General features: G+C 65.4%; 25 protein-coding genes. 13 read left to right on the plus strand and 12 right to left on the minus strand.

Features of this window, described 5'->3' with window-relative positions; all coding sequences use genetic code 11:
• Window positions 1-161 precede the first annotated feature (161 nt).
• From ileS to murJ, 3 genes are all read right to left on the minus strand, one after another.
• The gene (gene ileS / locus A7D16_RS10125; RefSeq protein WP_064632267.1) at window positions 162-2,993 is read right to left on the minus strand and encodes an isoleucine--tRNA ligase; all 2,832 of its coding nucleotides are present in this window, start codon (window positions 2,991-2,993) and stop codon (window positions 162-164) included.
• Window positions 2,994-2,999: 6 nt separating this feature from the next.
• On the minus strand, window positions 3,000-4,088 hold the full coding sequence (locus A7D16_RS10130; protein WP_082925779.1) for a bifunctional riboflavin kinase/FAD synthetase: 1,089 nt from the start codon (window positions 4,086-4,088) through the stop codon (window positions 3,000-3,002).
• Between the two features lie 197 nt (window positions 4,089-4,285).
• Complete coding sequence (murJ, locus tag A7D16_RS10135) at window positions 4,286-5,878, minus strand: murein biosynthesis integral membrane protein MurJ (RefSeq protein WP_064632400.1); 1,593 nt, start codon at window positions 5,876-5,878, stop codon at window positions 4,286-4,288.
• A 116-nt stretch (window positions 5,879-5,994) separates the two neighbouring features.
• Here murJ and rpsT point away from each other — a divergent pair, with 116 nt between their 5' ends.
• Window positions 5,995-6,264, plus strand: a complete 270-nt coding sequence (gene rpsT / locus A7D16_RS10140; RefSeq protein ID WP_003484323.1) for a 30S ribosomal protein S20 — start codon at window positions 5,995-5,997, stop codon at window positions 6,262-6,264.
• Between the two features lie 90 nt (window positions 6,265-6,354).
• Here rpsT and obgE read toward each other — a convergent pair whose 3' ends face one another.
• The 3 genes from obgE to rplU form a co-directional block, all read right to left on the minus strand.
• A complete protein-coding gene (gene obgE, locus A7D16_RS10145) occupies window positions 6,355-7,407 on the minus strand; it encodes a GTPase ObgE (protein ID WP_064632272.1) in 1,053 nt (350 codons plus the stop codon).
• Between the two features lie 246 nt (window positions 7,408-7,653).
• A complete protein-coding gene (gene rpmA, locus A7D16_RS10150; protein ID WP_002807880.1) occupies window positions 7,654-7,914 on the minus strand; it encodes a 50S ribosomal protein L27 in 261 nt (86 codons plus the stop codon).
• A gap of 12 nt (window positions 7,915-7,926) precedes the next feature.
• Window positions 7,927-8,247 carry a 50S ribosomal protein L21 gene (gene rplU / locus A7D16_RS10155; protein ID WP_064632274.1) on the minus strand — a complete coding sequence of 107 codons (321 nt, stop codon included), beginning with the start codon at window positions 8,245-8,247 and terminating at the stop codon, window positions 7,927-7,929.
• 326 nt (window positions 8,248-8,573) lie between these two features.
• Here rplU and uvrA point away from each other — a divergent pair, with 326 nt between their 5' ends.
• Both uvrA and A7D16_RS10165 read left to right on the plus strand, forming a co-directional pair.
• Window positions 8,574-11,540 carry an excinuclease ABC subunit UvrA gene (gene uvrA, locus A7D16_RS10160; RefSeq protein WP_064632277.1) on the plus strand — a complete coding sequence of 989 codons (2,967 nt, stop codon included), beginning with the start codon at window positions 8,574-8,576 and terminating at the stop codon, window positions 11,538-11,540.
• Complete coding sequence (locus A7D16_RS10165) at window positions 11,540-11,944, plus strand: acyl-CoA thioesterase (RefSeq protein ID WP_064632279.1); 405 nt, start codon at window positions 11,540-11,542, stop codon at window positions 11,942-11,944. Before uvrA ends, A7D16_RS10165 begins: the two co-directional genes overlap by 1 nt.
• 111 nt (window positions 11,945-12,055) lie before the next feature.
• Here A7D16_RS10165 and A7D16_RS10170 read toward each other — a convergent pair whose 3' ends face one another.
• Window positions 12,056-12,484 carry a copper chaperone PCu(A)C gene (locus A7D16_RS10170; protein WP_064632402.1) on the minus strand — a complete coding sequence of 143 codons (429 nt, stop codon included), beginning with the start codon at window positions 12,482-12,484 and terminating at the stop codon, window positions 12,056-12,058.
• A 65-nt stretch (window positions 12,485-12,549) separates the two neighbouring features.
• On the opposite strand from A7D16_RS10170, the gene A7D16_RS10175 reads away from it, so the two are divergent.
• The 4 genes from A7D16_RS10175 (at window position 12,550) to A7D16_RS10190 (ending at window position 16,349) form a co-directional block, all read left to right on the plus strand.
• Window positions 12,550-13,320 carry an enoyl-CoA hydratase/isomerase family protein gene (locus tag A7D16_RS10175; protein ID WP_064632281.1) on the plus strand — a complete coding sequence of 257 codons (771 nt, stop codon included), beginning with the start codon at window positions 12,550-12,552 and terminating at the stop codon, window positions 13,318-13,320.
• Window positions 13,321-13,390: 70 nt separating this feature from the next.
• Window positions 13,391-14,296: an acyl-CoA thioesterase II gene (gene tesB / locus A7D16_RS10180; RefSeq protein WP_064632283.1), complete on the plus strand. Its 906-nt coding sequence runs from the start codon at window positions 13,391-13,393 to the stop codon at window positions 14,294-14,296.
• Window positions 14,297-14,518: 222 nt separating this feature from the next.
• Complete coding sequence (locus A7D16_RS10185; protein ID WP_064632285.1) at window positions 14,519-15,028, plus strand: putative signal transducing protein; 510 nt, start codon at window positions 14,519-14,521, stop codon at window positions 15,026-15,028.
• Window positions 15,029-15,155: 127 nt separating this feature from the next.
• On the plus strand, window positions 15,156-16,349 hold the full coding sequence (locus A7D16_RS10190; RefSeq protein ID WP_064632287.1) for an RNA polymerase sigma factor: 1,194 nt from the start codon (window positions 15,156-15,158) through the stop codon (window positions 16,347-16,349).
• A 439-nt stretch (window positions 16,350-16,788) separates the two neighbouring features.
• Here the strand turns inward: A7D16_RS10190 and A7D16_RS10195 are convergent, their stop codons facing one another.
• The gene (locus A7D16_RS10195) at window positions 16,789-17,388 is read right to left on the minus strand and encodes an EF-hand domain-containing protein (protein WP_064632289.1); all 600 of its coding nucleotides are present in this window, start codon (window positions 17,386-17,388) and stop codon (window positions 16,789-16,791) included.
• 40 nt (window positions 17,389-17,428) lie between these two features.
• Between A7D16_RS10195 and A7D16_RS10200 the strand changes: the two genes are divergently transcribed.
• Window positions 17,429-18,343: an arginyltransferase gene (locus A7D16_RS10200; RefSeq protein ID WP_064632405.1), complete on the plus strand. Its 915-nt coding sequence runs from the start codon at window positions 17,429-17,431 to the stop codon at window positions 18,341-18,343.
• Window positions 18,344-18,394: 51 nt separating this feature from the next.
• Window positions 18,395-19,624 carry an endonuclease/exonuclease/phosphatase family protein gene (locus tag A7D16_RS10205; RefSeq protein ID WP_082925780.1) on the plus strand — a complete coding sequence of 410 codons (1,230 nt, stop codon included), beginning with the start codon at window positions 18,395-18,397 and terminating at the stop codon, window positions 19,622-19,624.
• A 384-nt stretch (window positions 19,625-20,008) separates the two neighbouring features.
• Here the strand turns inward: A7D16_RS10205 and purT are convergent, their stop codons facing one another.
• On the minus strand, window positions 20,009-21,211 hold the full coding sequence (gene purT, locus A7D16_RS10210; RefSeq protein ID WP_064632407.1) for a formate-dependent phosphoribosylglycinamide formyltransferase: 1,203 nt from the start codon (window positions 21,209-21,211) through the stop codon (window positions 20,009-20,011).
• 124 nt (window positions 21,212-21,335) lie between these two features.
• Between purT and A7D16_RS10215 the strand changes: the two genes are divergently transcribed.
• From A7D16_RS10215 to A7D16_RS10235, 4 genes are all read left to right on the plus strand, one after another.
• Window positions 21,336-22,205 (plus strand): SPFH domain-containing protein, encoded by an 870-nt coding sequence (locus tag A7D16_RS10215; protein ID WP_064632294.1) that lies wholly within the window; start codon window positions 21,336-21,338, stop codon window positions 22,203-22,205.
• A 19-nt stretch (window positions 22,206-22,224) separates the two neighbouring features.
• Window positions 22,225-22,509, plus strand: coding sequence for a hypothetical protein (locus A7D16_RS10220; RefSeq protein WP_064632296.1), 285 nt, complete (start codon window positions 22,225-22,227; stop codon window positions 22,507-22,509).
• Window positions 22,506-22,685, plus strand: a complete 180-nt coding sequence (locus A7D16_RS10225; protein ID WP_064632298.1) for a type II toxin-antitoxin system antitoxin — start codon at window positions 22,506-22,508, stop codon at window positions 22,683-22,685. The genes A7D16_RS10220 and A7D16_RS10225 overlap by 4 nt, the downstream gene beginning before the upstream one ends.
• A gap of 335 nt (window positions 22,686-23,020) precedes the next feature.
• A complete protein-coding gene (locus A7D16_RS10235) occupies window positions 23,021-23,824 on the plus strand; it encodes a M15 family metallopeptidase (RefSeq protein WP_064632409.1) in 804 nt (267 codons plus the stop codon).
• A 76-nt stretch (window positions 23,825-23,900) separates the two neighbouring features.
• Here the strand turns inward: A7D16_RS10235 and A7D16_RS10240 are convergent, their stop codons facing one another.
• The 3 genes from A7D16_RS10240 to A7D16_RS10250 all read right to left on the minus strand — a co-directional run bounded on the left by A7D16_RS10240 (window position 23,901) and on the right by A7D16_RS10250 (window position 26,226).
• Window positions 23,901-24,575 (minus strand): DNA-3-methyladenine glycosylase family protein, encoded by a 675-nt coding sequence (locus A7D16_RS10240; RefSeq protein ID WP_064632300.1) that lies wholly within the window; start codon window positions 24,573-24,575, stop codon window positions 23,901-23,903.
• Window positions 24,576-24,577: 2 nt separating this feature from the next.
• On the minus strand, window positions 24,578-24,949 hold the full coding sequence (locus A7D16_RS10245; RefSeq protein WP_064632302.1) for a DUF423 domain-containing protein: 372 nt from the start codon (window positions 24,947-24,949) through the stop codon (window positions 24,578-24,580).
• Between the two features lie 95 nt (window positions 24,950-25,044).
• Complete coding sequence (locus tag A7D16_RS10250; protein ID WP_064632304.1) at window positions 25,045-26,226, minus strand: polyketide cyclase; 1,182 nt, start codon at window positions 26,224-26,226, stop codon at window positions 25,045-25,047.
• Window positions 26,227-26,546 lie beyond the last annotated feature (320 nt).

A 26,546-nucleotide genomic window follows, 5' to 3' on the forward strand; every position in this document is an offset into this window, starting at 1 on the left:
GCAAGCGGGCGCGACGATAGCGATGCGTGCGGCGCCAGGCGAACGTGCGGCGCTTCAATCCGCGTGACGCGGCAAGCTACTCCAGCAAAGCGCGTTGCAATGAAGGACCTCGGCAGCGTGTAGCGACATCTTCCGCCACACGCTGCCGACGTTGCCCTGCATCAGAACCAGCGACGCACCTCGCCGGGGCCTTCGATATTGCTGACGCAGCGGCTGCACAGTTCCGGGTGACGCGGGTCGCTGCCCACGCTGGCCTGGTGATGCCAGCAGCGCACGCACTTGGCCTTGGTCGTGGGCTGCGCGCTGACGAAGATGTCGTCGGTGCTGGCCGCGGTCACGGTGACATCGCCACTGATGAACAAAAAGCGCAGCTCCTCGGCCAGCGGCTGCCAGCGCGCGGCGGTCTGCGCATCGACGGCCACGGTGATCTCCGCTTCCAGTGCCGCACCGATCGCACCATTGGCACGCATCGGTTCCAGCACCTTGGCCACCTGCTCGCGCAGGGCCAGCAGCTTGTCGACGTCGGCACTGGTCAGCGCGGCATCGGCCGGCAATGGCGCCAGGCCGTCGTACCAGGTGGCGAACAGCACGTTGCCGACATGCGCGCCCGGCAGATACGCCCACAACTCTTCGGCAGTGAAGGTCAGCACCGGCGCCACCCAGCGCACGAACGCTTCGGCGACGTGATACATCGCGCTCTGCGCCGAACGCCGGCCGCGCGCGTCTTCGGCCATCGTGTACAGACGGTCCTTGGTGACATCCAGGTACAACGAGCCCAGATCCACGCTGCAGAAATTCAGCAGCGCCTGCACGATCTCGGCGAAGTCGTAACGGGCGTAGGCGGCCACGATCTTTTCCTGCAGCTCATGCGCGCGATGCACGATCCAGCGGTCCAGCAGCACCATGTCGTCCAACGCCACCAGATGCTGCAGCGGGTCGAAGCCATGCAGGTTGCCGAGCAGGAAACGCGCAGTGTTGCGCAGGCGGCGATAGGCATCGGCGTTGCGCTTGAGGATCTCCTGCGACAGCGACATCTCGTTGCTGTAGTCGGCCGATGCGATCCACAGGCGCAGGATGTCCGCGCCCAGGGTCTTCATGATGTCCTGCGGCTCGATGCCGTTGCCCAGCGACTTGGACATCTTGCGGCCGTGCTCGTCCACGGTGAAACCATGGGTAAGGCACTGCTTGTACGGCGCCGCCTTATTCATCGCCACGCCGGTCAGCAGCGAGGACTGGAACCAGCCGCGGTGCTGATCGGAGCCTTCCAGATACAGGTCGGCCGGCGTGGGCAGGCCGCGGTCCACCAGCACCGCCTCGTGGGTCACGCCCGAGTCGAACCACACATCCAGGATGTCGGTGATCTTGTCGTAATCGGCCGCTTCGTCGCCCAGCAGGTCGGCCGCTTCCAGCGTGTACCAGACGTCCACGCCGCCCTGCTCCACCCGGTCGGCCACCTGGCGCAGCAGCTCGGTGCTGCGCGGATGCGGCTCGCCGGTTTCGCGATGCACGAACAGGGCGATCGGCACGCCCCAGGTGCGCTGCCGCGAGATGGTCCAGTCCGGGCGGCCTTCGACCATGCCGGCGATACGTGCCTGGCCCCAGGCCGGATACCAGGTCACCTGTTCGATCGCCTTGAGCGCATCGGCGCGCAGATGCGCCTGCTCCATCGAAAAGAACCACTGCGGCGTGGCGCGGAAGGCGATCGGCGTTTTGTGGCGCCAGCAGTGCGGATAGCTGTGCTCCATCTTGCTGGCGGCCAGCAACACACCGGTGTCGCGCAGCGCGTCGATGATGACGTCGTTGGCCTTCCAGATATGCAGCCCGGCCAGCACGGTGTCGCCCAGCGGCGGGGTCGATGGCAGATAAACGCCGCGCCCGTCCACCGGGTTGATCTGCGCAGCGCCGTAGCGCTCCAGCAGCCCGTAGTGCTTGGAGACCTGGTAATCCTCCTGACCATGCCCTGGCGCGGTGTGCACCGCACCGGTACCGTCCTCGGCCGACACATGGTCGCCCAGCAGCAGCGGGATCTCACGTTCGGCATAGAACGGGTGGTTCAACAGCAGTTGCTCCAGCGCTGCGCCCTTGGCATGGCCATGCACCACCACCTCGTCCACGCCGTAGCGCGACAGTGCCTTGGCCGCCAATGCTTCGGCGATTACCAACCAACGCGGTTGGCCGCGCTCGGCCGGGCCTTCGACCAGCACGTAATCCAGTTCCGCACCCAGGCTGACCGCCAGCGAGGCCGGCAGCGTCCATGGCGTGGTGGTCCAGATCGGCACTGCTACGCCCACGCCCGCCGGTAGCGCCGCACCGAATGCGGCAGCGACAGCGCCCGGATCGCGCGCCGGATAGGCGATGTCCACCGTCGGCGACACCTTGTCGGCGTACTCGATCTCGGCTTCGGCCAGCGCCGAACCGCAGTCGAAGCACCAGTGCACCGGCTTGACGCCGCGGGTCAGATGGCCGTTGTCGACGATCTTGGCCAGCGCGCGCAGCTCGTTGGCTTCGAAGCGGAAATCCAGCGTCTTGTACGGGTTGTCCCAATCGCCGACCACGCCCAGGCGCTTGAAATCGCGGCGCTGCAGATCGATCTGCTCGGCCGCGTATTCGCGGCATTTCTGGCGGAACTGCGCTGCGTCGAGCTTGACGCCAACCTTGCCGTATTTCTTCTCGATCGCAATTTCGATCGGCAAGCCATGGCAATCCCAGCCGGGGATGTAAGGCGCATCGAAGCCAGCCAGATACTTCGACTTGACGATGATGTCCTTGAGGATCTTGTTGACCGCATGGCCGAGATGGATCTGGCCGTTGGCGTACGGCGGGCCGTCGTGCAGCACGAACAGCGGGCGCCCGGCCGCGTTTGCGCGCAGCTGCGCATACAGGCCCTCGCGCTCCCAGCGGTCCAGCATCGCCGGCTCGCGCTTGGGCAGGTCGCCGCGCATCGGAAATTCCGTCGCAGGCAGATGGAGAGTGGCTTTGTAGTCTTGGGTCACAGGAATCTACCGTTGCGCTGCGTGAGGTGATGTGCGGGGATCTTGCAAAGGCGTCGCATCCAGGGCATCTGCATCTGCAGCGCGCTGCGAAGAACTGCCATGTCGACCATCCAGGAAAGAACCGACGGAGCGGGCAAGGTCCCGGTCGGCGGCAAGCAATCGCGAAGGGCTAGCAGCGAGCACGGCACGCGCCTTGGCGGCATCGCGGTACATCTGCACGGTCAGCGCCTCAAGGCCATCGAACTTTTCTTCGTCGCGCAGCTTGGCGACGAATTCCACTTCGATGTGCCGGCCATACAGATCGCCCTGAAAATCGAACAGATGCGCTTCCAGCAGCGGCTCCACACCGGCCACCGTCGGCCGCGTGCCGAAGCTCGAGACAGATGGCCATGGCGTCTCGGCCACACCGTGCACCCAGGTCGCATAGATTCCCGACAACGCCGGCGTGCGCGGAAAGCGCAAGTTGGCCGTGGGATAACCCAAGGTGCGACCGAGCTGCTTGCCGCGCACCACCCGGCCACCGATGGCGTACGGGCGGCCCAGCAAGTCGCCGGCATGGGCGAATTCGCCGGTGCCGAGCAGTTCGCGAATGCGCGTTGCCGAAATCCGCTCGCCGTGCAGATGCACCGGTGCGATTTCGCCGGCCGCAAAGCCATGCTGTTCGCCGAGCGTACGCAGCAGGCCGATGTCACCACCGCGCCGATGACCAAAGCGGAATTCCGGGCCGATCCAGACCTCGCGCGCGCATAGCCGGCCAACCAGTGCCAGCCGCACGAAATCTTCCGCGCTCATCTTCGACAGACGACCGTCGAAACGGATCATGCCCACGCTGTCGGCGCCAAAACCGTACAGGCCTTCGATCTTGGCACGCGCCAGGGTCAGGCGCGGCGGCGGCGCAGCGGGCGCAAAAAATTCGCGCGGCAACGGCTCGAAGCTCACTGCCACTGCCGGCACGCCAAGGACGCGCGCACGCGCCACGGCGTGCTGCACCAGCGTCCGATGCCCAAGGTGCAGGCCATCGAAGGCACCGATGCAGACCACGCTTCCGCGCGGGAACAGCGTCCCGCCCTCGACGTCTCTAAACAGCCTGCTCATTCCTCGTTCCAAACAGATGCCGGCCTGGCGGCCGACCCTCGCTGATACATAACCTGCAAGTATAGCCGGGCCTGTCAAGCCGCATGGGTGCGCACTTGGGCGCGGCAGCGCCCGATTGATCGCAGTGCGATTGGTTGCCCGAAATACGCCACAGCCCAGGCGGCCTTGCAGCACACCCACTCACTTCGACAGTCGCCCTAGCCTTCGCGCAGATGCCGCGGCCGTAGCCCCAGTGCCAGCTGCGCGACCAGATAGGTCGCCCCGCCGCTGCCCACCAGCACTGCCAGCCAGCCAATGCGGCTCCACTTGTCCATCTGCGTAAACGACGGCAGCCACCACAGCAGGCTCAGCAGCACTGCCACCATGGCCGCACACGCCAGCAGCAGACGCAACGCATAGCTGCCCCACCCTGGCCGGCGCTGATACACGCCGGATTTGCCCAGCCAGTACCACAGCAATCCCAGGTTGAGATAACTCGACAACGCACTGGCGATGCCCAGCGCCAGGTGCAGGCCCGGCTGCTTGCCCAGCGCCTGCATCACGCCCTGCGCCTTGAGCTCGGGCGGTACCATGACCTGATACACCACTGCCAGCAGCGCGAAGTTGAACACCATGTTGGCGATCAGCGCCGCCACGCCGGCACGCACCGGGGTGCGGGTGTCCTGGCGCGCATAGAAGGCCGGCAGCAGCACCTTGAGCATGGCGTAAGCCGGCAGACCGAAGCTCAGGCCGTACACCGACATCGCGGTCATGCGCGTATCGAAGGCGGTGAACTGGCGGTACTGGAACAAGGTCGCCACCAGCGGCTCGGCCAGCAACAGCAAGCCCAGCATCGCCGGCATCGCGATCAGCAGCGTGGTGCGAAACCCCCAGTCCAACGCGCCGGAGAAGGCAGTGCGGTCGGTCTTGACGTGATGGCGGGCCAGCGCCGGCAGGATCACCGTACCCAGCGCCACCCCGAACACGCCCAGCGGCAGCTCCAGGAACCGGTCGGCCAACGACAGCCACGATTGCGAGCCATCGGCCAGGCGCGCGGCGATCACCGTATCCAGCATCAGGTTGATCTGCGCGATCGACGAGCCGAACAGGGTCGGGATCATCAAGGTCAGCACCTTGCGCACATCCGGGTGATTCCAGCCCCAGCGCGGCAGCGTCAGCAGGTCGATGCCCTTCAACGCCGGCAGCTGGAACAACAGCTGCAACGCGCCGGCGACCAGCACCGCCCAGCCCAGCGCCAGGATCGGCACTTCCAGCCGCGGCGCCAACCACAAGGCGCCGGCGATCATGCACAGGTTGAGGATCACCGGCGTCAGCGCCGGAATGGCGAAGCGCTGGAAGCTGTTGAGCGCGCCGCCGGCCAGCGCCGTCAACGAGACGAACAGCAGGAATGGGAAGGTCAGCCGCAGCAGATCGACCAATAAACCGTATTTTTCCGGATCGGTAGCCGCGCCATCGGAAAACACCGCGGCCAGCTGCGGGGTGAAGATCAATCCCAGCGCGGTGATCACCAGCAACATCCCGCCCAAGGTACCGGACACGCGCGCCATCAACTCGCGCAGATCGGCGTGCGGGCGGGTCTCCTTGACCTCGGTGAACACCGGCACGAACGCGGTGGCGAACGAGCCTTCGGCAAATAACCGGCGCAGGAAATTGGGAATCCGGAACGCCACCCAGAACGCGTCGGTCACCGCATTGGCGCCGAAGGTGGTGGAGATCGCCTGGTCGCGGATCAGGCCCAGCACCCGCGAGATCATGGTCATACTACTGAATGAGAGCAGGCCTCTCAACATGCCGGGCTTGCTCACGCTGCATCCCTCTTGACAACTGACTTGACGTACATATCTGGGTCCATCATACTTTCGCGCTTGCTTTTTCCACCATACCGATTTTTCAGGAACCCACCACCGTGGCCAATATCAAGTCCGCCAAGAAGCGCGCCAAGCAGACCATTGTGCGCAATGAGCGCAACACCGGTCAGCGTTCGATGCTGCGCACCGCCGTCAAGAAGGTGATCAAGGCCCTTGACGCCAACGATGCTGCAGGCGCCGAAGCCGCTTTCGCCGTTGCTCAGCCCATCCTCGACCGTTTCAGCGCCCGTGGCCTGATTCACAAGAACAAGGCTGCGCGTCACAAGAGCCGCCTGACCGCTCGCATCAAGGCCATCAAGGCCGCGTAAGCGATCAGTTGGTTCATTGCCGGGAGCCTGGCTTCCGGCAATACAGAAAAACCCGGCCTTGGCCGGGTTTTTGTGTGCCTGCGCCCGCACTCAGACCGCATTGCGCGCATCGAGCTCGTCTTCGCGCTGGCGGTCGAAGAACGCCATGACGTCTTTCATGATCGGGAAGGTGCCGTCGCGCCCGAGGGCGGACACCAGGTACCACGGCGCCGTCCAGCCCAGCTCGGCCACGATGGCTTCAGCGGCCGCACGCGCCTCGTCTTCGAACATCAGGTCGGCCTTGTTGAGCACCAGCCAGCGCGGCTTCTTCAGCAATTCGGGATCATGGCGTTCGAGCTCGCGCTCGAGGGTGCGCACCTGCTCGGCCGGCGATACACCGTCCACGCCACCATCCATCGGCGCCATATCCACCAGATGCAGCAACAGGCGGGTGCGCTGCAGATGGCGCAGGAACTGCGTACCCAGACCGGCGCCGTCGGCAGCACCTTCGATCAGGCCCGGCACATCGGCAATCACGAAGCTGCGGTACGCCTCGACGCTGACCACGCCCAGATTCGGATACAGGGTCGTAAACGGATAATCGGCCACCTTCGGCGTGGCCGACGACACCGCACGGATCAGGGTGCTCTTGCCGGCATTCGGGAAGCCCAGCAGGCCAACGTCGGCCAGCAGCTTCAGTTCCAGCTTGAGCAAGCGCTCCTCGCCCTCTTCACCAGTGGTGGACTGGCGCGGCGCGCGGTTGACCGAGCTTTTGAAATGCATGTTGCCCAGGCCGCCCTTGCCGCCCTTGGCCACCAGCAAGCGATCGCCATGCTGGGTGAGGTCGCCGATGACTTCGTCGGTCTGCACGTTCATCACCACGGTGCCGACCGGCACCACGATGATGCGGTCTTCGCCGCCCTTGCCGTAGGCCTGACGGCCCATGCCGTTCTCGCCGCGCTGCGCCTTGAAGGTGCGCTCATGGCGGAAATCGACCAGCGTATTGACGTTCTCGTCGGCCACGATCCAGACGCTGCCGCCACTACCGCCATCGCCACCATCGGGCCCACCCAGCGGAATGAACTTCTCGCGGCGAAAGCCGACACAGCCGTTGCCGCCATTACCGGCGGTGACCAGGATTTCTGCTTCGTCGACTAACTTCATGAGCTTGCAACCGGGAATTGAGAATGGGGAATAGGGAATCGGCACAGCGAGTGGCCGCTTCCTGCCAGCAAGAATGCTTGCCGGCACGGCCGCAGAATCCGGTCGGGGCGCAGAACCGCTTTTGCGATTCCCGATTCCCCATTCCCGACTCCCGGCCTTCAAACAAAAAACCCCGCCGAAGCGGGGCTTTCCGTTTCGTTCACAGCGCATTACTGCGCTGCGAACCGGCCTGCATGGAGCGGGCGATTACGCCTCGGCAACCACGCTGACGGTACGACGCTTCTTCGCACCCTTGACCGAGAACTCCACCTTGCCGTTCACCAGGGCGAACAGGGTGTGGTCACGGCCGAGGCCGACGCCGGCGCCCGGATGGAACTGGGTGCCGCGCTGACGCACGATGATGTTGCCGGCGTCGATGGCCTGGCCACCAAAGATCTTCACGCCGAGGTACTTCGGGTTCGAATCGCGACCGTTGCGCGAGGAACCTACGCCCTTTTTATGTGCCATGACTGGTTCTCCTTACTTCTTGTCGCCACCGGCAATGCCGGTGATCTCGATTTCGGTGTAGTACTGACGGTGTCCCTGACGCTTCATGTGGTGCTTGCGGCGACGGAACTTGATGATGCGCACCTTGTCGGCGCGGCCATGGGCCACGACCTTGGCGGTGACCGAGGCGCCCTTCAGCGCATCGCCCAGCTTGATGCCATCGCTATCGCCCAGCATCAGGACGGTGTCGAAGGTGATCTCGTTGCCAGCTTCGACTTCGAGCTTTTCCACGCGGAGCGTTTCGCCCTGCGCGACGCGGTATTGCTTACCGCCGGTTACCAGAACTGCGTACATGACCAGGTGTTCCTCTGTAGTTATTATGGTCGCATCTGACGTGCCCTGGGGCAGACAGGAGCGGGATTGTACTGGCCTAGCGGGTTTCGGGTCAACCCGCAAGCCGGATGCCGGCCGGTTTCCGACCGACGGCAAGCCGGCTCGCCGCAACCGAGCGCAATCGCGCCAATGCAACGCATCATCCGGCCGCCACAGCGGCCCGGTCAGACTGGCATTTGCGGCAATTGCCCTCACTTAGGTCGGCGGGTAGGCTGATCGACTGCCACTCATTCCTGCTGAGCACGCTCGCACCACTGCCGGTTCGCCGGCCCGACATCGGATCCCCCATGGCGATGGATTTCATCCGCATCCGCGGCGCGCGGACGCACAACCTCAAGAACATCGATCTCGACCTGCCTCGCGACAAATTGATCGTGATCACCGGCCTGTCCGGTTCGGGCAAGTCGTCGTTGGCGTTCGACACCATCTATGCAGAAGGCCAGCGCCGCTACGTCGAGTCGCTGTCGGCGTATGCGCGCCAGTTCCTCAGCGTGATGGAAAAGCCGGACCTGGACCACATCGAAGGCCTGTCCCCGGCCATCTCGATCGAGCAAAAGTCCACCTCGCACAACCCGCGTTCCACCGTCGGCACCATCACCGAGATCTACGACTACCTGCGCCTGCTCTACGCACGCGTGGGCCAGCCGCGCTGCCCTGATCATGGTTTTCCGCTGGAAGCGCAGACGGTCAGCCAGATGGTCGACCACATGCTCACCCAGGACCAGGAACAGCGTTACATGCTGCTGGCGCCGGTGATCCGCGATCGCAAGGGCGAACATGCGCAGGTCTTCGAACAACTGCGCGCGCAGGGGTTTGTGCGCGTGCGCGTGGACGGCGAGCTGTACGAGATCGATGCGGTGCCGGCACTGGCGCTGCGCCAGAAGCACACCATCGAGGCGGTGATCGACCGCTTCCGTCCGCGCGAGGACATCAAGCAGCGGCTGGCGGAAAGTTTCGAAACCGCGCTCAAGCTCGGCGAAGGCATGGTGGCGGTGCAGTCGCTGGACGACCCGGCCGCCGCGCCGCATCTGTTCTCGTCCAAGTACAGCTGCCCGGTGTGCGATTACTCGCTGCCGGAGCTGGAACCGCGCTTGTTTTCCTTCAACGCGCCGGTGGGTGCCTGCCCAAGCTGCGATGGCCTGGGCGTGGCCGAGTTCTTCGACCCGGACCGCGTGGTCGTGCACCCCGAGCTGTCGCTGTCGGCCGGCGCGGTACGTGGTTGGGATCGGCGCAATGCCTATTACTTTCAGTTGATCGCCTCGCTGGCCAAGCACTACAAGTTCGACGTGGATGCGGTGTGGAACACGCTGCCGGCCAAGGTGCGCCAGGCGGTGCTGTTCGGTAGTGGCGATGAGGTGATCAGCTTCACCTACTTCACCGATGCGGGCGGGCGCACCACGCGCAAGCACCGCTTCGAAGGCATTCTGCCGAACCTGGAACGCCGCTACCGAGAAACCGAATCGCCGGCCGTGCGCGAAGAGCTGACCAAGTACGTCAGCCAGCAACCCTGCCCGGCCTGTAACGGCACGCGCCTGAATCGCGCTGCGCGCAACGTGTTCGTGGCCGATCGCCCGCTGCCGGAACTGGTGGTGCTGCCGGTCAACGAGGCGCTGAGCTTTTTCCGTGGTTTGTCGCTGCCGGGTTGGCGCGGCGAGATCGCCAGCAAGATCGTCAAGGAAATCGGCGAGCGGCTGGGCTTTCTGGTCGATGTGGGCCTGGATTACCTGACCCTGGAACGCAAGGCCGACACCTTGTCTGGCGGCGAGGCGCAACGCATTCGCCTGGCCAGCCAGATCGGCGCCGGCCTGGTGGGCGTGATGTACGTGCTGGACGAGCCGTCGATCGGCCTGCATCAGCGCGACAACGAACGCCTGCTTGGCACACTGACGCGGCTGCGCGATCTGGGCAATACGGTGATCGTGGTCGAGCATGACGAAGACGCGATCCGCCTGGCCGACCATGTGCTGGACATCGGCCCGGGTGCCGGCGTGCATGGTGGTGAAATCTGCGCACAAGGCACGCTGCAGGACATCCTGGAATCGCCGCGTTCGCTGACCGGGCAATACCTGTCGGGCAAGCGCCGCATCGAGATTCCGAAGCAGCGCCACAAGCCCAACCCGAAGATGATGCTGCATCTGCGTGGGGCCACCGGCAACAACCTCAAGAACGTCGATCTGGACATTCCGGCCGGGCTGCTGACCTGCATTACCGGCGTGTCCGGCTCGGGCAAGTCGACACTGATCAACGATACCTTGTTCACGCTGGCGGCCAACGAAATCAACGGCGCCTCGCACACGGTGGCGCCGCATCGCGAGGTCGAAAATCTGGACCTGTTCGACAAGGTGGTGGATATCGACCAGTCGCCGATCGGGCGCACGCCGCGCTCGAATCCGGCCACCTACACCGGCATGTTCACGCCGTTGCGCGAGCTGTTTGCGCAGGTGCCGGAATCGCGTGCACGCGGTTATTCGCCTGGCCGTTTCAGCTTCAACGTGCGTGGCGGCCGCTGCGAGGCCTGCCAGGGCGACGGCATGATCAAGGTGGAGATGCACTTCCTGCCCGACGTGTACGTGCCATGCGATGTCTGCCATGGCAAGCGCTATAACCGCGAGACGCTGGAGATCCGTTACAAGGGTTTCAACATCAGCGACGTGCTGCAGATGACTGTTGAAGACGCGCTGCGCCTGTTCGAGCCGGTACCGTCGATTGCGCGCAAGCTGGAAACGCTGGTCGATGTCGGCTTGAGCTACATCAAGCTGGGCCAGAGCGCGACCACACTCTCCGGCGGTGAAGCGCAACGCGTCAAGTTGTCCAAGGAACTCTCGCGTCGCGATACCGGACGCACCTTGTACATCCTGGATGAACCGACCACCGGCCTGCACTTCCACGATATCGAAGCCTTGCTCGGCGTGTTGCACAAGCTGCGCGACGAAGGCAATACAGTGGTGGTGATCGAACACAATCTGGACGTGATCAAGACCGCCGACTGGATCGTGGATCTGGGCCCGGAAGGCGGCCACCGCGGCGGCACCATCCTGGTCTCCGGCACGCCGGAAGATGTGGCCGCGCACAAGGCGTCCTACACCGGGCAATTCCTGGCCAAGATGCTGCCGTCGGTGAAGGCGCGCGAGACGCGTCCGGCGGCGATGGCCAACAAGCCCGATGCGCGCCCGCCGCGCAAGGTCAAACCGGAGAAGGTGGCCAAGGTCGCCAAGTCCGCCACCAAGAAGACTGCGAAGAAGAAGGCAAGCTGATGAGCGAACACAAGATCCTGGCACGCATCCCGATCAGCGTGCGCTGGCGTGACATGGACAGCATGGGCCACGTCAACAACGCCAAGTACATTTCCTATCTGGAAGAAGCGCGCGTGCGCTGGATGCTGGGCGTGCAAGGCGTGTCAATGACCGACCGCATTGCGCCGGTGGTTGCGGCCACCAACGTCAATTACAAGCAGCCGCTGATCTGGCCCAACGACATCACCGTGGAGCTGTTCGTGGAGCGGCTGGGCAACAGCAGCGTGACCATCGGCCACCGCATCTTCGACCAGAAGGACGACAGCAAGCTGTACTCCGATGGCAACGTGGTGGTGGTGTGGATCGATACGCAGACCGGCAAGAGCGCCGTGCTGCCGGATGCGGTGCGCGCGGCCAGCAGCTGAGTTCCGATCGGCGCGGTCGTTGACTCCGTCATCGCAAAAAAACGGCGGCTCCGTGAGGAGCTGCCGTTTTCGTTTGAACGCTGGTGTGACTGCGCGACAGCGAACGAACGATCAGGACCCTGGCGCGCGTTTGCGTGCTTCCAGCGTGGCCTTGATCTGGCGACCATCCTGCAAGGTAAAGCTCACCGGCACCTGTGCACCTTCCTGCAGCGGCGCATTGGCATCCATCAACATCAGGTGCAGGCCGCCCGGCGCCAACGGCACCGACTTGCCGGCCGGCAATGCCAGTTCGGGCACTGCACGCATGCGGCTGACGCCGTTGGTCTGCGTGGTTTCGTGCAGCGACACATCGGCGAACACGCTGCTTGTGGCTGCCGTGATCTTCAGCGGCTGCGCACAGCCGTTTTGAAACTGCCCGAAGCCGGCCGCCATGCCCATGCCTCCGTGCGGCGGGATGCGGATCCAGCCGTTCTTGAATTCGGGCAGGCACTGCGCTGACACGCCCGCACTTGCCAGCACTGCCAACGCCGCGAGCAACACGCCGGCACGCATACGCCACCTGCTTCGACTGCCGTCTATCATGACCCGACCTCCAGGAGCCCCGAATGAGCATCCAGATCTTAGACCATGGCCGTCTTCGCGAAATCCGTCTGGCGCGTCCGCCGGTCAATGCGCTGGACAGCGCGCTGTGCCAGGCGTTGAGCGTTGCGGTGCAGCAGGCGGGCGACGAGGTCGATGGCATCGTGCTGTCGGGCAGCGAGCGGATTTTCTCCGGCGGCATGGATGTGCCGCATCTGCTGGCGCACGGCACCGACCGCGCCGCGCTGCTGGCCAGTTGGACCGCGTTCTTCGCTGCGGCGCAGGCGCTGGCCAACAGCCGCGTGCCGGTGGTGGCAGCCATCGGCGGGCATGCCCCGGCCGGCGGCTGCGTGCTGGCGTTGTGCTGCGACTACCGGGTGATGGCGCGCAGTGCCGATACCGCCAAACCCTATGCGATCGGTCTCAATGAAGTGCAAGTGGGCCTTGCCGCGCCGGAGGGCATCCAGCGCCTGTTGCGCCGCGTGGTCGGTGCGCACCGCGCCGAGCGCCTGCTGATCTCCGGGCAACTGCTGCCGGCCGAACAGGCGGTCACGATCGGCCTGGTGGACGAGCTGGTCGATGGCGAGTTGGTCACCGCGCGTGCGGTGGCATGGCTGCAGGAGCTGCAGCAGCTGCCGCGCCAACCGATGCTGACCACGCGTGCGATCGCGCGTGCCGATCTGCGCGCGGCCCTGGCGCCGGAATTGATCCAGCTGGAGCGCTTCATCGATGGCTGGTACGCAGCGGATGCGCAAACCGCGCTGCACGTCCTGGTCGCGCGCCTGCAAAAGGCCTGAGCCGCGCCCTCGCAGCGCCCCTTGGGCGGGCCGCTATAATCGCGGTCCGTCGCACGCCCAGGCCAGTCCCTTGTCCGCCACTGCCGAACCCGTCGTCTCCGAACTGATCAGCCTGCTGTCGCTGGAGCGCCTGGAGGACAACCTGTTTCGCGGCCAGAGCCGCGACATCGGCACCAAGTACGTCTTCGGCGGACAGGTACTGGGACAGGCATTGTCGGCAGCGCAGGCGACGGTCGAGAACGGGCGCCAGACGCATTCGCTGCACGCGTATTTCCTGCGTGCGGGCAATATCGACCACCCGATCGTCTACGACGTCGATCGCACCCGCGATGGCGGCAGCTTTTCGGTGCGCCGGGTCACGGCGATCCAGCACGGCAAGGTGATCTTTTTCTGCGCGGCCTCGTTTCAGGAACGCGAAGACGGCGCCGAGCATCAGTCGGCGATGCCGGTGGTGCCGCCACCGGAAGACATCGAACCGGCCGCGCCGCTGGCGCCGGAGGTGTTGGCGAAACTGCCGGCCAAGGTGCAGCGCTGGCTCTCGCGCGGCGGCCCGTTCGAGTTTCGCCATGTGCTTCCGCGCGACGAACTCAAGCCGCCCAAGCGCCCGCCGTTCCAGCAGATGTGGCTGCGCTTGAACGACCCGATCGGCGACGATGTGGGGCTGCATCAGGTGCTGCTGGCGTACGCGTCGGATTTCCAGTTGCTGGGCACCTCCACGTTTCCGCATGGCATCAGCTATTACACGCCGAATGTGCAGATGGCCTCGCTCGATCATGCGCTGTGGTTCCATCGCCCGTTCCGCACCGACGACTGGCTGCTGTATTCGCTGGACAGCCCCACTGCGCAAGGCGCGCGCGGCCTGGCGCGCGGGCAGTTCTTCACCCGCGACGGAGTGCTGGTGGCCAGCACCACGCAGGAAGGCTTGATCCGGGTGGTGCCCGAGGGCAGCGCGATTGCCGTGCCGGCCAGGGAGTAACCGCCGGAGCGCGGCAGCGCGTGTAGTCGATTGAAGTTTCGTACTGGCCCTGAGGTACGCGCCCAGGCACGTGCTCCCTGCGCGCCACAGGAGCGGCAAGCTGGCATGCTCCACCGCCGCGCGCCCACGCTCAGCTGACCGCGCACTCCGCATCCTGATGTTTCATCTTGAACCGGCGCCCCAGCGGCGCCATCTGTTCCGGACCCAACGGCGTTTTCCACCATGCGCAAGATCTTCAGCAGTCAACGTATCGAAACCGCCGAAGGCGTCGCCAATCTATTGCGCGATGCGGGCATCGAGATCCGCATCAGCAACGGCCGCTCTTACCAGAGCAAGCGCGGCGGCCAGTTCAGCTATCTGGAACAGAGCCACGCCCAGGCGCAGCCCACCGTGTGGATCGTGCATGCCAACGACCAGCCGCGCGCGCGCGAACTGCTGCGTGACGCCCGCCTGCTGGACACCACCCGCCGCGACCTGCCGAATGTGGAATACACCTTCCGCGAAGGCGAAAACGGCTCCAGCGCCAGCGCGCGCAGCTGGGCCTGGCGCATCCGCCTGGTGCTGCTGCTGGTGATCGGCGCCGTGGCCATGGTGGTGGTGGTGCGCCATCGCAGCGCACCTGCGCCACTGGCGCCGGCGGCACAGCCGGCGTCGCAACAGGCGCCGGCGCCAGACGCCGCCCAACCGGCAGCAGACGACGAAATGCGTGTGCGGATCCAGCCGGTGCGCTGAGCGCGGCCGGCCAGAGCGCGGCGCGCCCAATTGCAATTGATGGCGGGATAGCCGCGCGCACGTCATCAGCCCGGTCACATCCCTTGCCGGCATGCGTCATGCTGGCAACAGGACATGGATTGCGCCGATGAACGCCAACACGCTGGACCTGATGTTGCAACGCGAACTGCCCAACGCCGCGGCCGGCTGCCAGCAGGCGTACGGACGCATCGTGGGCGCCTGCCAGAACACGGTGACCGCCATCGCGCTGGCCATCACCCGCGACATCGCAGCCAGCGAAGACATCGCCCAGGAGGCCTTCCTGCGTGCCTGGCAGCGGTTGGCGCAGCTGCATCAGCCGGCAAGCTTTCTGCCCTGGCTTCGGCAGATCACCCGCAACCTGGCGCGCGACTGGCTGCGCGCCAACCGCCATCGTGCGCTCAGCGGCGAGGCCGCCGAACTCGCCATTGCAATGGCCGCCGACCCGGCGCCCTCCCCTGCCGACCAGCTGCTACAGGTGGAAGAAGAGATCGCCGCGCTCGATATCATTTCTGCACTGCCGGAAGAGAGCCGCGAAACGCTGCTGCTGTATTACCGCGAAGGCCAGAGCTCGCAACAGGTTGCCGCGCTGCTCGGGCTCAGCGACGCGGCGGTACGCAAACGGCTGTCGCGCGCCCGTGCCAGCGTGCGCAGCGAGTTGCTGCGCCGCTTGGGCGACTTCGCACGCGGTAGCGCGCCGAGTGTGGCGTTCGCCACCGCGGTGACCTCGGCCACGTTGCTTGCTGCGCCCGGCAGCGCAAGCGCAGCCATCGTGCTGACCGGCATGGGTGGCGCGGGCAAGCTAGGCGTGAGCGGATTGACCGGCTCGGCACTCGGCGGCGGTGGGGCCGCTGGCGCGCTCAGCCTCTGGCTCGGCATGCCGGCGCTGTTCGCCGCCGGCGCCGTGCTGGTTGCCGGATTCGGCACGTACTGGTCGTGCTGGTACCTGCTGCGCTTCGCGCAGACCGCCGCTGAGGCAGCCGCGATTCGGCGCTTCATGCACATCACCACCCTGACCTCGGTGCTTGTGGTTGGCAGCACGCTTGTGCTGAAACAGCTGGATGCCGACGCGTGGGCATCGCTGCTGATGCTGTGCGCGGGCATGGCGGTGATCAACTATCAATCCATCCGGGTGCTGCCACGCGTGATGCGCCCCATGCTGGAACGCGATGCGCGCAGGCGCGGCGCCACGCGTGCACCGCTGTTGTACCGCTGCATGTTCAGTCCGGGCGCGATGGTGGTGAGCACAGCGGCCGTCATTCTGCCGATCGTGCGGCACTACATGCAGCTGGGAATGTTCTGAGGCCGGCGTGACGTCACCGCAGTACCGGCAGTTGCAACCCGTTCCGAGACGAGGACATACGGCTGCGGATTCACCCGCGCTGGCGGCAGCACCGGCTTTGCGTCACGCAGGCTTGGCGACATGGTTGTCGCGACGCACACTGAAGTACGCCGCGGCGCAGCCTGCCTGCTTGCCTGCCTGCAACGGTGAACGCCGCGGGCAGCAACGTCGCATGGTCCGAAGTGATGCGTTCATACCCGACTTCAGTGGCCACCGGGTAGCGCCCACGCTGCTACAAGCAGGGAGAATTCGACCAGACCCCGGAGTCATGAAGTGAAGGCGAGTCTCTTCACCAGTCTGCTGATGATGGCCAGCAATGGTGCTGCTACGTGTTGCTGCTGGTTGCAGCGACCGACGCGCCTGTCACGCGCCGGCCGCTGCATCGGTGCGTCCTAACTGCTTAGTTGCCCGCAGCAGGCTTGGCCGGCATCGCAGGCTTGCCGTGGTCGCCACGCTCACCCGGACCGCGCGGGCCGTGGTCGCCACGCAACTTCGATGCCGCGTCGAACTCGGCCTTGCTCAACTTGCCGTCCTTGTCGGCGTCGGCCTTGGCGAACCATGCATCGCGATGCTGCTGCATGCGCGATTCGCGGTCGGCACGGTCGACGAAGCCGTCCTTGTTGACATCCATCTGGTCGAAGCGCGCAGCGAACTTGGGGTCGGCCTTGGCTTCTTCGCGGCTAATGCGGCCGTCCTTGTTGGTATCCAGCTTGGCCATCCATTCGCCACGTCCGCCGCGGCCATCACGGCCCGGGCCACGATGATGCGGGCGCTCGTCACGCGACAGCTTGCCGTCCTTGTTGGCGTCCAGCGTGTCGAATTGCGCGGCCAGTTTCGGGTCCGCGGCCGCTTCGCTGCGGTCGATCACGCCATCGCCGTTCTTGTCGAGCTTGGCAGGGCGCGGCGCATCGCCGGGGGCCGGCACGGTGGCGGCGAACGCGGTGCCGGTGGATAGCGCGGCCAGCACGGCCAGGGCGAGGAAAGGTTTGCGTGACGTCATGGGACACTCCTGGAAGATGGAAAGCACACGCGGCACCTGCATGGGCCGCATCGCGTGGGTGGTGCGTCCGGATCGTCCGTGCGCTGCCACCAACACCCACATCAACGAGCCGTCGGCGTGCGCGTTGACGTCCGGGCCGGGCGTATTCATCCGGCGGACAGTCGCCGCTGCTGCGACGCACAGGCGCTATCCTGCGGCCATGGCCATCCATGCCGACACTCACGACGACCTGCGCCTGTTCCAGACCGGCGTGCATGCCTGCGGCTATTGGTCCGACCGGCAAGCGCGCGACCTGGTGCTGGACCCACACGACCCGCATCTGGGTGCGATCTATCCGCAAGCCCTGGCATGGGGCTTCCGCCGCTCCGGCGATCTGGTCTACCGCCCGCATTGCGAACGGTGCCGTGCCTGCGTGCCGGTGCGCATTGCGGTGGATGCATTTCGTCCCGACCGCAGCCAACGCCGGTGCCTGGCACGTAATCAGGACCTGGTCGTGCGCGTGGTGGCTGCCGAACGCACCGAAGAACAACTCGCGCTCTATCGCCAGTACCTCAAGCACCGGCATCCCGGTGGCGGCATGGACGAGCATGGCGCCACCGAATTCGACCAGTTCCTGATCGGCGGTTGGTCGCACGGGCGCTTTCTGGAGATCCGCGAACCGGCCACTGCGCACCTGCCCGGCCGGCTGCTGGCCGTCGCAGTGACCGATGTCACCGAGCATGCGCTGTCGGCGGTGTACACGTTCTACGCGCCGGAGGCGGCCGCGCGCAGCCTGGGCACCTTCGCGATCCTGCAGCAGATCCACTGGGCACAACGCGAGCGGCGCGCGCATGTCTATCTGGGGTACTGGATCGACGGCCATGCAAAGATGAACTACAAGCGCCGCTTCACTGCACTGGAAGCCTACGACGGCCGCCAATGGCGCGGATTACCCGCGACCGCATCGGCGCCGTGAATCGCAGCGCGCGACATCGGGCTGTCGCATCGGGCATGCGAGAATCGCCCGATGATCAGACCTCTTCTTTTGCTTGCGCTGACCGCGCTATGCCCCGCCTGCACCCATCGCACGCCGGCATCGGCTGCTACCTCCGATAGCGCCACTGGCGGACCCGTGGCGACACAGCTACGCATCGCCACCTACAACACCTCGCTGTATTCGGACCAGGCCGGTGGCCTGATCCGCGAGTTGCAGGGCGACAGCGCACATGCGCGCAAGATCGCCGCCGTGCTGCAGCGGGTGCGCCCGGACCTGGTGTTGCTCAACGAATTCGATTTCGACCCGGACCACCGCGCTGCCGATCTGTTCCAGCAGCGCTATCTGCAGGTTGCCCAGCCGGGCGGCGGTGAGGCATTGCGTTATCCGTACCGCTATCTGGCGCCGGTCAATACCGGTGTGCCGAGCGGTCTGGATCTGGACAACAACGGCAGTAGCGGCGGTGAAGGCCGCTCGCGTGGCAACGATGCCTGGGGCTACGGCTTGCACCCCGGCCAGTACGGCATGCTGGTGTTGTCGCGCTACCCGATCGATGCGCAGGCCGTACGTAGTTTCCAGCTGCTGAAGTGGAGCGCATTACCGGGCGCGCTGCGGCCAATCGCCCCGGGCAGCAAGACCTCGTTCTACAGCGACGCCATCTGGGCGCAGCTTCGCCTGTCGTCCAAATCGCATTGGGATGTGCCGGTGCGCACGCCGCTGGGCGTGGTGCATGCATTGGTATCGCACCCCACCCCGCCGGTGTTCGACGGTGCCGAGAAACGTAACGCTGCACGCAACCACGACGAACTGCAGCTGTGGCGCGCCTATCTGGACAACGCCGCCGACAGCCAGCGCTGGCTCTGCGACGACAAGGGCGGCTGCGGTGGCCTGCCTGTCGACGCGCGCTTCGTCATCCTGGGCGATCTGAACAACGACCCGGTCGATGGCGCCGGCCGGCATGATGCGATCCGCGCCCTGATCAATCACCCGCGCGTGCTGCAGTACCCCACCCCGCAAAGCGACGGCGGCCCGGAAAAAACCGCCGAATATGCGACGCTAGGCATCGCCCATACCGGCGACCCGCAGCAAGTGACCGGCGACTTTGGCCCGCAGGCTGGCACCATGCGGCTGGACTACGTGCTGCCGTCGCGCCAGTTCACCCTGGTCGGCAGCGGCATTTTCTGGCCGGCCAGCGGCGCGCCGGACGCGGCGATTGCCGATGGCAGCGACCACCATGCGGTGTGGGTGGATGTTGTTTGGTAGCTGGGATTGGGGAGTCGGGATTTGGGATTGGGACGGGCGAGTTCCTGGTCCGTCTGCGTTTTTGCGCTTGTCTGGTCGGCGGATGCAGTCACATGCGTTAGCCGCGCTAGGGGCGCAGCTCTGCTGGCAGCGAGCCAACCGATGATGTCGCTTCACCTCCAGTGATCTGAGTCAAGCGGCACTACCGTGTTTGCTTCTCCCGCCGGGACGTTGTCCTCGCTTATGGGGGAAAAGGTGCCCCGACGGTGCGGATGAGGGTGCGTGCGAAGCCTCGTGCGGATCGCATGGGCCAAGGATGCCGGTCATGGTGACGCAGCGACGCCTGCAGCTTTGGCGGGTTGAAGCAGTGCAGCGGTGCGCTGCACTGCTCAGAACCTACGGCGATCAGCCCTGCAGCTGGATCGTCAGCGCCGCAGCCGCAACACGTGCTTTCTCGCGTGCAGCATCGATGCTGTCCGCGCGTGCCAGGGTGACACCGACGCGGCGATGGCCGTCCACGCGCGGTTTACCGAACAAGCGCAGTGCGGTGTCCGGGTCGCGCAGTGCATCGGCCACGTTGTCGAACACCGGCACGCCATTGCCGTGCGCCAGCAGCGCGCAGGATGCCGACGGGCCGCTCTGACGGATGACGCCGCCATCTTCTGCGCCCACCGGCAGGCCGATGATGGCGCGCGCATGCAGCGCGAATTCGCTCAACTCCTGCGACACCAGCGTGACCAGGCCGGTGTCGTGCGGGCGCGGCGAGACTTCGCTGAACCACACCTCGTCGCCCTTGACGAACAATTCCACCCCGAACAGGCCCCAGCCACCGAGGTCGTCGGTGATGGCCTTGGCGATCTCCTGCGAGCGGCGCAATGCAGCGGCCGACATTGGCTGCGGCTGCCAGCTTTCACGGTAGTCACCGTCCTGCTGCCAGTGGCCAATGGGGTCGCAGTACGAGGTGCCGCCGGCATGCCGCACGGTGAGCAAGGTGATTTCGTAATCGAAATCGATGAAGCCCTCGACGATGCAGCGACCGGCACCGGCACGCCCGCCGGTCTGCGCGTACTCCCATGCCGCGTCGATGTCGGCGTCGCTGCGCAGCGTGCTCTGGCCCTTGCCCGAGGACGACATCACCGGCTTGACCACGCACGGCAAGCCCACTGCGGCAATCGCATCGCGATATTCGGCGGCGGTGTCGACGAAGCGATACGGCGAGGTCGGCAGGCCCAGCGTTTCGGCGGCCAGGCGACGGATGCCTTCGCGGTCCATGGTCAGCCGCGCGGCACGCGCAGTCGGGATCACCTTCTGGCCCTGCTCGCGCTCCAGCGCCACCAGGGTTTCGGTATGGATCGCCTCGATCTCCGGCACGATCAGGTGCGGCCGCTCGCTGGCGATCAGCGCGCGCAAGGCAACGGGGTCGAGCATGTCCAGCACGTGCGAGCGGTGCGCCACCTGCATCGCCGGTGCGTTGGCATAGCGATCGGCAGCGATCACTTCCACGCCGAAACGCTGCAGTTCGATCGCCACTTCCTTACCCAGTTCGCCCGAGCCGAGCAACAACACGCGGGTGGCGGAAGGCGACAACGGCGTGCCGAAAGTGGTCATGAGCGCAGTCCAGATCGAGGGGGCCGCCATTCTAACGGCTGCCAACGGCTGCGCCGACGAATGGCCCTTGCCTGGGCTGATATCAAAACGATATCTTTTACTCACTCCACAAGGACTCGTCCTCATGAAAGAGAAGCAGATCGGTTCGTTGCCCGGCATTCCCGTCGTCCTGGTCGCAGGCGCCGGCCTGATCGGTGCGGCCTGGTCCGTGTTGACGATGATGGCCAGCACCAGCGCTACGCCAGTCGCCTTCATCGCCGCGGTGCTGGTCGCGGCGGCGGGCATTTTCATACTGGCCGGCCTGTACACGCTGGAGCCCAACCAGGCCGCGGTGTTGAGCCTGTTCGGCAAGTACGTCGGCACCGTCAAGGACGCCGGCCTGCGCTGGAATGTGCCCTTCTACGCCAAGCGACGCGTCAGCCAGCGCGTGCGCAATTTCGAAAGCGGACGGCTCAAGGTCAACGAGCTGGATGGCAGCCCGATCGAGATTGCCGCGGTGATCGTGTGGCAGGTGCTGGATGCCTCCGAGGCGGTCTACAACGTCGACGACTACGAGAGCTTCGTGCACATCCAGTCGGAAGCGGCGCTGCGCGCGATGGCCACCAGCTACCCGTACGACCAGCACGAAGACGACCAGATTTCGCTGCGCAGTCACCCGGCCGAGATCAGCGAACAGCTCAAGCGCCATCTGGACGAGCGCCTGACCCAGGCTGGCGTGGATGTGATCGAGGCGCGCATCAGCCACCTGGCCTATGCGCCGGAAATCGCCCAGGCCATGCTGCAGCGTCAGCAGGCCAATGCGGTGATCGCCGCACGCACGCGCATCGTTGCCGGCGCGGTGGGCATGGTCGAAATGGCGCTGTCGGAACTGCAGAAAAATAGCGTGGTGCAGCTGGACGAAGAGCGCAAGGCGCACATGGTCAGCAACCTGCTCACCGTGTTGTGTTCTGATCGCGGTATCCAACCGGTGGTCAATGCCGGCTCGTTGTATTGAGAGCAATTGAGAGCAATCGATGAATGTGATGGTGCCCCTGATTGTTGCGCTTTCCGGCCTGCCCGCGCTGGCGATTGCCGCGTCCATCGGCGCGGACGATGACGACCGCGCACGCGGCCTGGGCTTGCGCTGGGCGTTGATCAGCCTGGTCATCCTGATCGGCGCCGCGTGCCTGTACTGGGCCGGCGACAACCGCGCCGGCATCTATGCGGTGGTGATCGGCATGATCATCGGCGTCAACACGCTGATCGTGTCGATGGTGCTGCACCTGCGCCGGCACGGCAGCCGCAGAGACGGCCAATGAGCGAAAAAAAGGCCTACCCGCTGCGGATCAATGCCGACGTGTTGGCCGCCGTGCAGCGCTGGGCCGACGATGAGCTGCGCAGCCTCAACGCGCAGATCGAATACGTATTGCGCGATGCGCTGCGCAAGGCCGGCCGGCTGCCGAAGCCGCAGTGCGACACGGAATCCCAACCATGAGCACGCGCTGGACCTACCTGACCATCGAGCTGAAGCCATCGTTTGTGGGCACCATCAAGAGCGAAGACATCCAGTCCGAACTGCTGTAACAGGGCAACCTCGGCTGGGAACTGGTCAACATCCTCATGCAGACGCCACTGGGCGCGGCGCTGCTGGTCTTCAAGAAACAACGTTGACGCCCGCGCCGAGCACCGCTCGGCAACTGGAAAGCGGTGGGCGCTGCGCCGGTTGCAGAGATGCGCGCACTGCAGGCCAGTTCCTCGTAGCAGCAAGTACCACCGGGGCAAACCCTGATGCAGCTGGCCGAGCGCGCTGGCGAGGACTACCCTGTCGCCATGCCGACGCGCTCCGTTCCGACACGACTGCTCAATACCCGTTACATCGAACTGTTGCCCGCCGCGCTTCTGCGCGCACGCAGCAATGCCGACGCACGCGTGCTTGCGCAGGCGGATTGGTTATTGCGGCGCAAGCGCGACGGGCGTTATCTGGCTGCACAACTTGCGCACGGGGTCATGCCGCTGGTGCCGCGCCTGGCGCGCGAGCCAGGCCTGGATGAGGTATTCGATCGGCTGCAGGCGGCCGACATGCCCGGCATGTCGCCGGACGGCGTTGAACTCCCGGTCGATGGCCTGCAACGGCGTCTGGCACAACTGAACATCGCCGAAGACGCTTACGTCCGCCACACCGGACTGCGACTGATCGCCGAACCGGCAACGCTGCAGTTCGCCGGGCGCGATCGCTTCGGCCGGCCGCTGTGGCTCAGCGCAGGCGGTGCGCGCGCGTGGCGGCAGATGCATGCGGCCGCGCTGCGTGCGGACATCGTGCTCGATGCAATTTCCGGCTATCGCAGCCACGACTACCAACTGGGCATCTTCGAACGCAAGTTCGCGCGCGGGCTTACCCTGGAACAGATTCTGGCGGTCAACGCGGCGCCCGGCTTCAGCGAACACCATAGCGGCGACGCATTGGATATCGGCACCCCGGACGAACCGCCGGCCGAGGAATCCTTCGAAACCACGCCTGCATTCGCCTGGTTGCGCAGCAACGCGCAAGCGTTCGGCTTCCGGCTGAGTTATCCGCGCGACAACCCGCACGGCATCGTCTACGAGCCGTGGCACTGGCGTTGGTCGAGAGCGTAAGCCGCAGGAGCGTCATGCGCCATGCGACGTGGCTTGATAGAGCCACCCCATCGCGCCGACCACGCTTGCGAAGACATTACTCCTGCGAACGCGGCGTCGGCACCTTGGTCGCCACGCTGAAGTCGGCGATCTTCCACAGGTAGAACGCGGCGTAGGTGCGGTACGGGCCCCAGCGTTCGCCGCGTGCTGCCAGTTCCTTCGGGGTGGGCATCTGCGCCTGCTTGTCCACGCGCTGCGCGCCCTTGCGGACGCCCAGATCGTCGATGGGCAGCAGATCCGGGCGACCCAGGCGGAACATCAGCATCATTTCCACGGTCCAGCGCCCGATGCCGCGCACCGGCACCAGGGCGTCGACAATGGCGTCATCGTCCATGAAGGCGAGCCTGCGCAGCGAGGGAATCTCGCCGGCGCTTTCGCGGCGCGCCAGATCGCGCAAGGCCAGCGCCTTGTTGCCGGAGACGCCGCAGGAACGCAGCGCCGCATCGTCGATGCGACCGAGCGTGTCGGCATGCACCCGCTGCGCGCCGATCGCCACTTCCACCCGCGCCACAATGGTGGACGCCGCCTTGCCGCTGAGTTGCTGGAACAGGATGGCGCGCGCCAGCGCATCGACCGGGTCGAACGGTGTGCGCCACCCCGGCTGCGGGGCGACCGGGCCGATGCGCTTCATCCAGGCGCCCAATGCGCGATCGCGCCGGGACAACTGCGCGAACGCGGCCTCCACATCGAATCCGCGAGCGTGGCGCGGCATGCTCAGCGCCTCAATGCGCCGATGGCCAGCACCACCCAGCCCAGCATCAGGCCGCCCCCGCCCACCGGTGCCAGGCGGGTGGGCCACTGCAGCAAGGCACCGCCAACCAGGCTGCCGGCAAACAGCAAGGTGCCGAGCACGAGCAGGTACAAGCCCACCCGCCCGATCACCCGTGTCTCGGTGGTGCCCAGCACGGCCAGCACTGCGCCATGGCCGAAGGCATACAGCGCGGCCAACTGCAGCCGCGACTGCACCAGCGCATCACTCACGCCATGCGAGGCATAGGCCGATACGCCCACCGCGGTGGCCGCCAGCAAGGCGCCGCAAAACGCCAGCAGCGAAGGATGTTTCTTACGACGTTCGAGCAGAGGCATGAGGCGAGTTCCGTCACCGTGCGATAGGGCAAAAAAAAACGCGCCGCAAGCGAGCGGCGCGTTTTCGTCTGGATCACGTCATCGTGGTGAGACGATTACTTGATGGCCCAGTAGACGTCGTAGGTACCGTCCTGCGTAAACGACTTGTCCACGCCGCCCTTCCACGACTCGTACGGACGCTCGGTCACGTCGTTGCCGTTGGTGGCAGACCAGGCGCGCAGGGAACTGCGCACTGCGTCCAGGCCGGCCATGTGGCCTGCATAGGTCGCAAAGGCAGAACGGTGCGCCTTGGTACGCTCGTACTTCACCGGCGCTTCCGACGGGATGTTGAGCTTCAGCTCTTCGCCCGTTGCAGCGACCGGCGTTGCATCGACCGGTGCAGCGGCAGCCGCGTCGTCCTTCTTGGCGTCGGCCTTGGCGGTGTCTGCCTTGGCGTCGGTCTTCGGAGCACCGCCCGCGCGCTTGCGCACCGGCTGGACCACGTCGAAGGCGTACTTGTCGGTGGCGAAGTCGGTGGTGACGATGCGCACCGGACCAGCAGCTTCCAGACCATTGGCGTCCATGACGCGCTTGATCCACTCCTGGTTGTCCTTGATCGACTTCTTGATCGTCTCGTTGTCACGGTCGATGTTGCCCGCGGTGACGAACAACAGGTCTTCGGCCGGCACATCGACGATCTTGAGATCACTCAACACCGGCTTGCCATCCAGCTGTGCGCGGTAGTCGAAGTTCGGCACGGTGGCAAATACGGTTGCCAGGCGCGACAGACCCAACTTCAGGTCATCGCCCACATGGCGGCTAACGTACAAGCCGGCGTAACGACCGAACAGGTTCCAGCCGTACTTGACGCTGTAGTCCTGGGTGATCTTGACGTTCTTGTTGTTCTTGCCGGTCGGCACCAGGGTGAAATTGGTGACCTTGTCGTAGCCCTTGGTGGGATCTTCGATCGCGATCTCAACACGCTCGTTCTTGACGCTGTTGGTGATCTCCCAGCTGCCGTTGCCGATATAGCCCTCGGTGGAGCTGTATTCGACGCGTGCACCCTTGCCCTCTTGCGGGCCGGCCAGCTTCAGCTGGATCTTCGGGTCACGCAGCACAAGCGGGTTCCAATCCTTGAAACGACGGAAGCTGTTCACGGTGTCGTAAACAATCGTCATTCTGCGGTTGGTCTCAACACTCTCGGACATCTGCCGTTCCGAGGGCAACACCAAGCCCACCACGACAAACAAGCCAGCCACGATCCCCAAGGCGATCAGGAACTCGATAATACGGGTCATTCAGGAGGTCTCCGGGGCCGATCCCACGGCCGGGTTGAGTGAAGCGAAGCCACCATCCTAGCAGGCTTCGAGACAGATGTTCAGTTGTGCGACGGATAGCGCGGTCTTGCGGTGTCATTGACCGCGCAACACCGCGTGCGGGGGCGGCGCAATCCCAACCTGCACAAGGGTTTGGGCAATTGCGCGCCGCCATCATGCACATCGCGCGCTGCCTGCGTGTGATGTCGCAGTTGCCGTGCGGGATTGCATGGGCCGCTGCGGTTGTTCGACCGCAGGTGCGGCGCCGTGAATGCGACGCCCACCTTGCCGCCACCGGGCGC

Origin of the sequence: Xanthomonas nasturtii, assembly GCF_001660815.1 — a bacterium.
Taxonomy (GTDB): domain Bacteria; phylum Pseudomonadota; class Gammaproteobacteria; order Xanthomonadales; family Xanthomonadaceae; genus Xanthomonas; species Xanthomonas nasturtii.

Coding starts and splice junctions, on each gene's coding strand:
- A7D16_RS10130 (WP_082925779.1), bottom strand. CDS start 4,088: ATGAGCAGGCTGTTTAGAGACGTCGAGGGCGGGACGCTGTTCCCGCGC.
- murJ (WP_064632400.1), bottom strand. CDS start 5,878: ATGTTGAGAGGCCTGCTCTCATTCAGTAGTATGACCATGATCTCGCGG.
- obgE (WP_064632272.1), bottom strand. CDS start 7,407: ATGAAGTTAGTCGACGAAGCAGAAATCCTGGTCACCGCCGGTAATGGC.
- rpmA (WP_002807880.1), bottom strand. CDS start 7,914: ATGGCACATAAAAAGGGCGTAGGTTCCTCGCGCAACGGTCGCGATTCG.
- rplU (WP_064632274.1), bottom strand. CDS start 8,247: ATGTACGCAGTTCTGGTAACCGGCGGTAAGCAATACCGCGTCGCGCAG.
- uvrA (WP_064632277.1), top strand. CDS start 8,574: ATGGCGATGGATTTCATCCGCATCCGCGGCGCGCGGACGCACAACCTC.
- A7D16_RS10165 (WP_064632279.1), top strand. CDS start 11,540: ATGAGCGAACACAAGATCCTGGCACGCATCCCGATCAGCGTGCGCTGG.
- A7D16_RS10175 (WP_064632281.1), top strand. CDS start 12,550: ATGAGCATCCAGATCTTAGACCATGGCCGTCTTCGCGAAATCCGTCTG.
- A7D16_RS10185 (WP_064632285.1), top strand. CDS start 14,519: ATGCGCAAGATCTTCAGCAGTCAACGTATCGAAACCGCCGAAGGCGTC.
- A7D16_RS10190 (WP_064632287.1), top strand. CDS start 15,156: ATGAACGCCAACACGCTGGACCTGATGTTGCAACGCGAACTGCCCAAC.
- A7D16_RS10195 (WP_064632289.1), bottom strand. CDS start 17,388: ATGACGTCACGCAAACCTTTCCTCGCCCTGGCCGTGCTGGCCGCGCTA.
- A7D16_RS10200 (WP_064632405.1), top strand. CDS start 17,429: ATGGGCCGCATCGCGTGGGTGGTGCGTCCGGATCGTCCGTGCGCTGCC.
- A7D16_RS10205 (WP_082925780.1), top strand. CDS start 18,395: ATGATCAGACCTCTTCTTTTGCTTGCGCTGACCGCGCTATGCCCCGCC.
- purT (WP_064632407.1), bottom strand. CDS start 21,211: ATGACCACTTTCGGCACGCCGTTGTCGCCTTCCGCCACCCGCGTGTTG.
- A7D16_RS10215 (WP_064632294.1), top strand. CDS start 21,336: ATGAAAGAGAAGCAGATCGGTTCGTTGCCCGGCATTCCCGTCGTCCTG.
- A7D16_RS10220 (WP_064632296.1), top strand. CDS start 22,225: ATGAATGTGATGGTGCCCCTGATTGTTGCGCTTTCCGGCCTGCCCGCG.
- A7D16_RS10225 (WP_064632298.1), top strand. CDS start 22,506: ATGAGCGAAAAAAAGGCCTACCCGCTGCGGATCAATGCCGACGTGTTG.
- A7D16_RS10235 (WP_064632409.1), top strand. CDS start 23,021: ATGCCGACGCGCTCCGTTCCGACACGACTGCTCAATACCCGTTACATC.
- A7D16_RS10240 (WP_064632300.1), bottom strand. CDS start 24,575: ATGCCGCGCCACGCTCGCGGATTCGATGTGGAGGCCGCGTTCGCGCAG.
- A7D16_RS10245 (WP_064632302.1), bottom strand. CDS start 24,949: ATGCCTCTGCTCGAACGTCGTAAGAAACATCCTTCGCTGCTGGCGTTT.
- A7D16_RS10250 (WP_064632304.1), bottom strand. CDS start 26,226: ATGACCCGTATTATCGAGTTCCTGATCGCCTTGGGGATCGTGGCTGGC.